Source organism: Klebsiella sp. Q11 (genome assembly GCF_964241505.1).
Lineage (GTDB): Bacteria > Pseudomonadota > Gammaproteobacteria > Enterobacterales > Enterobacteriaceae > Klebsiella > Klebsiella michiganensis.
Map to the genome: position 1 here is coordinate 364,358 of NZ_CAXSXW010000007.1, position 6,324 is coordinate 370,681.

Genomic DNA, 6,324 nt, shown 5'->3' on the forward strand with positions numbered 1-6,324 from the left:
GATTACAGTACCTGTACTGTTTTCACTCTGTCAATAAAAAACGCGCCCGAAGGCGCGTGGCATGACACAAGCTTAAGTTAAGGATTACTCTTCTTCTTCCACAAAGCCTGCCTCTTTCACCGACGTTGCGGCGCGGCGGGCTTCCCCTTTGTGTTGCACTTTATTGAGCTGCCGTTCCAGCTTGTTGATCAATTCGTTAATTGCGGCATACATGTCTTCGTGCCGTGCGCTGGCGACCAGGTGCCCGTTTGGCGTATTGATGGTTGCATCAGCGACAAAACCCTGCGGCTCCTTAGAGAGGATGATGTGCGGGTTAATTAAGTGGGTTTGCCATTTATCCAGTTTGGCGAGACGGTCTGCGACGTGCTGGCGGATTGCCGGAGTAATTTCCATTTGTTTACTGGTAATGTTCATTGTCATAAATTTTACCTCTTGTCTTTCCCGTCTTGGTAAACTCAGCATACCTCGCCCAATGTCAAAATGCGTGATTTAAATCACATTTTATTGTCACTTTTTGTCAACAAATCTGTTTTGTGAGACAGGACAGGAACAGGTGAGATTTTACTTGTGGAATGGAAGAAAGAGAGCCATATTTGATGAGTTAACTCGGCGCTAAACCGCTTCAGCTTAACGATTTAACGAATAAAAAAACGGCAGCCACTCGGCTGCCGTTTTGCTTATCTAAGGGCTATCAGGTGTTCTTGCTGTTAGCCGCGATGATTTTCGCAACCTTGTCAGCCTGCGCGTTCATCTGCATCTGACGGTAGGCGTTTTCCATTTTCGGAAGCGCGTCGCGGGTGGCCTGCGTATCCGGATAGTTACGCAGCATGCCGTCTACGCGGTTAACGACCGCAACCCATGCGCCACGATCGGTATAGTAATCCACGACCGACAGCTCGTACTTCGCCAGACGATCTTTCAGGAACACCATACGCTTGTAGGCGTCAGTAGCGTACTGGCTGTTAGGATAGCCACGAACCAGTTTGGAGAAGTCGTTAAAGGCATCGCGCGCGTGTTGTGGATCGCGGTCAGAACGATCGACACCGAAGAAGCCCTGCAGCGCACTGTCATCCAACGCCATATTTGTCAGACCACGCATATAAATGACGTAATCAATGTTAGGATGGGTAGGGTTCAGGCGCACAAAGCGATCGATAGCTGCCTGAGCCAACGGCAGATCGGCGTTTTTGTAGTACGCATAAATCAGATCCAACTGTACCTGTTGGGAATAAGGACCAAAGGGATAACGGTTATCCAACGCTTCCAGTTGCGTTATTGCCTGTTTCCAGTTACCGTCCTGCAGCTTTTGCTGAGCGGTCGCGTAGATCTCATTCGGCGGATTATCGGGCACCTCCTCCTTTGAGCCAGAGCAACCCACCAAAGCCAGGCTCAGTGTGGCTGCTGCCACCAGGTATTTCATGCGCGTCATGACGTTTTGACTTCCTCAAAATGTTTATGCGGGAGAATCTCTGTTCCTGCTCCCGATTAAGACCAGCTACAATAGCACACTATATTAAACGGCAAAGCCGTAAAACCCAACGTTAAAACGAAGAAGCTGTATATGGCACAACGAGTACAACTCAACGCAACGGTGTCCGAAAATCAACTCGGACAACGCTTAGATCAGGCTTTGGCCGAATTGTTCCCGGATTATTCGCGTTCGCGCATAAAAGAATGGATCCTTGACCAGAGAGTGCTGGTAAACGGCAGCGTCAGCGACAAGCCGAAAGAGAAAGTGCTGGGGGGAGAAACGATTGCTATCGATGTTGAAATCGAAGAAGAAGTCCGTTTCCAACCACAGGATATTCCGCTCAATATCGTTTATGAAGATGATGACATCCTCGTAATTAATAAACCGCGCGATTTAGTTGTGCACCCTGGCGCGGGCAACCCTGACGGTACTGTGCTGAATGCGCTGTTGCACTACTATCCGGCCATTGCTGACGTGCCGCGTGCGGGGATCGTGCACCGTCTTGATAAAGACACCACCGGCTTGATGGTGGTCGCGAAGACCATTCCGGCGCAAACCCGCCTGGTGGAATCCCTGCAGCTGCGCGAAATCACCCGCGAGTATGAAGCGGTGGCGATTGGTCACATGACCGCTGGCGGAACGGTGGAAGAACCGATTAGCCGCCACCCGACCAAGCGTACGCATATGGCGGTACATCCGATGGGAAAACCGGCGGTGACGCACTATCGGATCATGGAGCATTTTCGCATTCATACTCGTCTGCGTTTGCGCCTGGAGACCGGCCGTACGCATCAGATTCGCGTACACATGGCGCACATCACTCACCCGCTGGTGGGCGATCAGGTCTATGGCGGGCGCCCGCGTCCGCCTAAAGGCGCATCGGAAGAGTTCATCACCGCTCTGCGTAAGTTCGATCGCCAGGCCCTGCATGCCACCATGCTGCGTTTATACCATCCGATCAGCGGCATTGAGATGGAATGGCATGCGCCAATTCCACAGGATATGGTTGATTTGATTGATGCCATGCGCGCTGATTTTGAAACTCATAAAGACGATATTGACTGGCTATGACTAAACTGATTGTACCGCAATGGCCAATGCCGGAAGGCGTGGCAGCCTGTAGTTCCACGCGCTCTGGCGGGGTGAGTTTGTCGCCATACGATTCACTTAACCTCGGTGCCCATTGCGGAGACAATCTGCAGCACGTAGAAGAGAACCGTCGGCGCATGTTCGCCGCTGGTGGTCTTCCGTCATACCCGGTGTGGCTGGAGCAGGTTCACGGTACGGCAGTGTTAAAGCTCGACGGCGGGCCGTACCAGTCAAAGCGTGCTGATGCTTCATACTGCAATGTGCCGGGTACGGTATGCGCGGTGATGACCGCTGATTGCCTGCCGGTGCTTTTTTGCAACCGCGCGGGAACGGAAGTTGCGGCTGCTCATGCCGGCTGGCGGGGCCTTTGTGAAGGCGTGCTGGAAGAAACCGTGGCCTGTTTTGCCGATAAACCGGAAAACATCATGGCCTGGCTTGGGCCCGCCATTGGGCCGGACGCGTTTGAGGTTGGTCCGGAGGTGCGTGAGGCCTTTATGGCAAAAGATACTCAGGCGGAGCGCGCATTTCGTCCTGCAGGTGAAAAGTATTTTGCTGATATCTATCAGCTTGCGCGTCAGCGGCTGGCGAGCGTTGGCGTTGAGCAGATTTTTGGCGGTGACCGCTGTACCCTCAGCGAAAAAGATGATTTTTTCTCTTATCGTCGCGACAAGACGACGGGTCGTATGGCAAGTTTCATCTGGCTGATATAACCTCCCGAACTAAGACGATCCAGAAGGCAAACTTATTTTTGCATAGTTCAGGTCTTTAACCTTGAATAATTGAGGGATGACCTCATTTAATCTCCAGTAGCAAATTTGACCTGTTATGGGAGGAGTTATGCGTCTGGATCGTCTTACCAATAAATTCCAGCTTGCTCTTGCCGATGCCCAGTCCCTTGCACTCGGGCACGACAACCAATTCATCGAACCTCTTCATCTTATGAGCGCCTTGCTGAATCAGGAAGGGGGATCGATACGTCCTTTATTAACTTCGGCGGGCATCAATGCCGGAGAGTTGCGCACCAATATTGAACAGGCGTTGAGCCGATTGCCGCAGGTGGAAGGTACCGGCGGCGATGTTCAACCGTCCCAGGATTTAGTGCGTATCCTGAACCTTTGCGACAAGCTGGCGCAAAAGAGAAAGGACAACTTTATTTCGTCAGAGCTGTTCGTTCTGGCAGCGCTTGAATCACGCGGCACGCTGACCGACCTTTTAAAATCCGCCGGGGCCACAACCGCCAACGTGAGTCAGGCGATCGAACAAATGCGCGGAGGTGAAAGCGTGAACGATCAGGGAGCCGAAGACCAACGTCAGGCCTTGAAAAAATTTACCGTCGATCTGACCGAACGTGCCGAGCAGGGCAAGCTTGACCCGGTGATTGGCCGCGATGAAGAAATTCGTCGTACGATTCAGGTTCTGCAGCGCCGTACCAAAAACAACCCGGTGCTGATTGGTGAACCCGGTGTAGGTAAAACGGCCATTGTTGAAGGGCTGGCGCAGCGGATCGTCAACGGTGAAGTGCCGGAAGGGCTGAAGGGGCGCCGGGTGCTGGCGCTCGATATGGGCGCGCTGGTGGCGGGTGCCAAATACCGCGGTGAGTTTGAAGAGCGCTTAAAAGGCGTTCTGAATGACCTCGCCAAGCAGGAAGGCAACGTCATCCTGTTTATCGATGAGCTGCACACCATGGTGGGTGCGGGTAAAGCGGACGGCGCAATGGACGCCGGTAACATGCTGAAACCGGCGCTGGCGCGCGGTGAGCTGCACTGCGTGGGCGCTACGACGCTGGATGAATATCGCCAGTACATTGAGAAAGACGCCGCGCTGGAACGTCGTTTCCAGAAAGTATTCGTGGCGGAGCCGACCGTTGAAGATACCATTGCGATTTTGCGTGGTCTGAAAGAACGTTATGAACTGCACCACCACGTGCAGATCACCGACCCGGCGATCGTTGCGGCAGCCACGCTGTCTCATCGCTATATCGCCGACCGACAGCTGCCGGATAAAGCTATCGACCTGATCGATGAAGCCGCATCCAGCATTCGGATGCAGATTGACTCAAAACCGGAAGAGCTGGACAGACTCGACCGTCGCATCATTCAGCTCAAGCTGGAACAGCAGGCGCTGAAGAAAGAGTCTGATGAAGCCAGCATTAAGCGGCTGGATATGCTGAATGAGGAGCTGGCCGATAAAGAACGTCAATATTCAGTCTTAGAAGAAGAGTGGAAGGCTGAAAAAGCATCGCTCTCCGGAACCCAGACGATTAAGGCTGAGCTGGAACAGGCGAAAATCGCGATTGAGCAGGCGCGTCGCGTCGGCGATCTGGCGCGGATGTCCGAGCTGCAGTACGGCAAAATCCCGGAGCTGGAAAAACAGCTGGCGGCGGCAACGCAATCCGAAGGCAAGACGATGCGTCTGTTGCGTAATAAAGTTACGGATGCGGAAATCGCGGAAGTGCTGGCTCGCTGGACGGGTATCCCGGTGGCCAGAATGCTGGAAGGCGAGCGTGAGAAGCTGCTGCGTATGGAGCAGGAGCTGCATAGTCGCGTCATTGGTCAGAATGAAGCGGTTGAAGCGGTATCGAATGCGATCCGCCGTAGCCGTGCCGGATTATCCGATCCTAATCGTCCAATCGGCTCGTTCCTGTTCCTGGGCCCTACCGGTGTAGGTAAAACAGAACTCTGTAAAGCGCTGGCCAACTTTATGTTTGATAGCGACGATGCGATGGTACGTATCGACATGTCAGAGTTTATGGAGAAACACTCCGTTTCACGTCTGGTTGGGGCGCCTCCGGGATACGTAGGTTATGAAGAAGGCGGCTATCTCACTGAAGCGGTCCGCCGTCGTCCTTATTCCGTCATCCTGCTGGATGAAGTGGAAAAAGCGCATCCGGATGTCTTTAACATTCTGCTGCAGGTACTGGACGATGGACGTTTGACTGACGGGCAGGGGAGAACGGTCGACTTCCGCAATACGGTCGTCATCATGACCTCTAACCTCGGTTCGGATCTCATACAGGAACGTTTTGGTGCCCTGGACTATAGCCACATGAAAGAGCTGGTTCTGGGAGTGGTTAGCCAAAGCTTCCGGCCGGAGTTTATCAACCGTATTGATGAAGTGGTGGTATTCCACCCGTTAGGTGAAAAACACATTGCTTCTATTGCGCAGATTCAGCTGCAGCGGTTGTATAAACGACTTGAGGAACGCGGCTATGAAGTTCACCTCTCTGATGAGGCACTGAAGCTGCTGAGCGAAAACGGTTACGATCCGGTTTATGGCGCACGTCCTCTGAAACGTGCTATCCAGCAGCAGATCGAAAACCCGCTGGCACAGCAGATTCTCTCTGGTGAGCTGATACCGGGTAAAGAAGTGCAGCTGGTTGTGAAAAACGACCGGATAGTGGCAGTGCAGTAAATCACAAAACAGCAAAAACGGGCCCGCTGGGCTCGTTTTTGTTTAAAAACCAGGCGATAATTTACTCTCAGTAGCTGCTTTGGTTGAAAAATAAGCGAGTGGAGTTTTTTTTTGAAATTCCTCTTGCCACTTCAGAATTACTCCCTATAATGCGCCTCCACTGATACGGAACAACGGCTTACAGCCCGCCGGGTCAGCGGGATTCAGCGATGAATACCGGCAGAGAAAAGCGAAATTAAACGCTTGACTCTGAATGAGGAAAACGTATTATACGGGACCTCGCAACGGTGAGCGAAAGCCGCGTTGCACTGCTCTTTAACAATTTATCAGACAATCTGTGTGGGCACTCAAAG

The 6,324-nt window shown here is 52.7% G+C and carries 5 protein-coding genes; 3 read left to right on the plus strand and 2 right to left on the minus strand.

The window, feature by feature from the left end:
• Positions 1 to 84: 84 nt before the first annotated feature.
• The gene (gene raiA, locus ACESQ2_RS14370) at positions 85 to 420 is read right to left on the minus strand and encodes a ribosome-associated translation inhibitor RaiA (protein WP_004104616.1); all 336 of its coding nucleotides are present in this window, start codon (positions 418 to 420) and stop codon (positions 85 to 87) included.
• 271 nt (positions 421 to 691) lie between these two features.
• Entirely contained in the window at positions 692 to 1,429 is a 738-nt protein-coding gene (gene bamD / locus ACESQ2_RS14375) for an outer membrane protein assembly factor BamD (RefSeq protein WP_004853303.1), read from the minus strand.
• Positions 1,430 to 1,561: 132 nt separating this feature from the next.
• Here bamD and rluD point away from each other — a divergent pair, with 132 nt between their 5' ends.
• The 3 genes from rluD (at position 1,562) to clpB (ending at position 5,971) form a co-directional block, all read left to right on the plus strand.
• Positions 1,562 to 2,542 carry a 23S rRNA pseudouridine(1911/1915/1917) synthase RluD gene (gene rluD, locus ACESQ2_RS14380; protein WP_004853302.1) on the plus strand — a complete coding sequence of 327 codons (981 nt, stop codon included), beginning with the start codon at positions 1,562 to 1,564 and terminating at the stop codon, positions 2,540 to 2,542.
• On the plus strand, positions 2,539 to 3,270 hold the full coding sequence (gene yfiH / locus ACESQ2_RS14385; protein WP_046877628.1) for a purine nucleoside phosphorylase YfiH: 732 nt from the start codon (positions 2,539 to 2,541) through the stop codon (positions 3,268 to 3,270). Before rluD ends, yfiH begins: the two co-directional genes overlap by 4 nt.
• A 127-nt stretch (positions 3,271 to 3,397) precedes the next feature.
• Positions 3,398 to 5,971, plus strand: coding sequence for an ATP-dependent chaperone ClpB (gene clpB, locus ACESQ2_RS14390; RefSeq protein WP_014226431.1), 2,574 nt, complete (start codon positions 3,398 to 3,400; stop codon positions 5,969 to 5,971).
• Positions 5,972 to 6,324: the final 353 nt, after the last annotated feature.

Excerpts from the sequence above, each read along its gene's own strand:
- raiA (WP_004104616.1), bottom strand. The coding sequence starts at position 420 with ATGACAATGAACATTACCAGTAAACAAATGGAAATTACTCCGGCAATC.
- bamD (WP_004853303.1), bottom strand. The coding sequence starts at position 1,429 with ATGACGCGCATGAAATACCTGGTGGCAGCAGCCACACTGAGCCTGGCT.
- rluD (WP_004853302.1), top strand. The coding sequence starts at position 1,562 with ATGGCACAACGAGTACAACTCAACGCAACGGTGTCCGAAAATCAACTC.
- yfiH (WP_046877628.1), top strand. The coding sequence starts at position 2,539 with ATGACTAAACTGATTGTACCGCAATGGCCAATGCCGGAAGGCGTGGCA.
- clpB (WP_014226431.1), top strand. The coding sequence starts at position 3,398 with ATGCGTCTGGATCGTCTTACCAATAAATTCCAGCTTGCTCTTGCCGAT.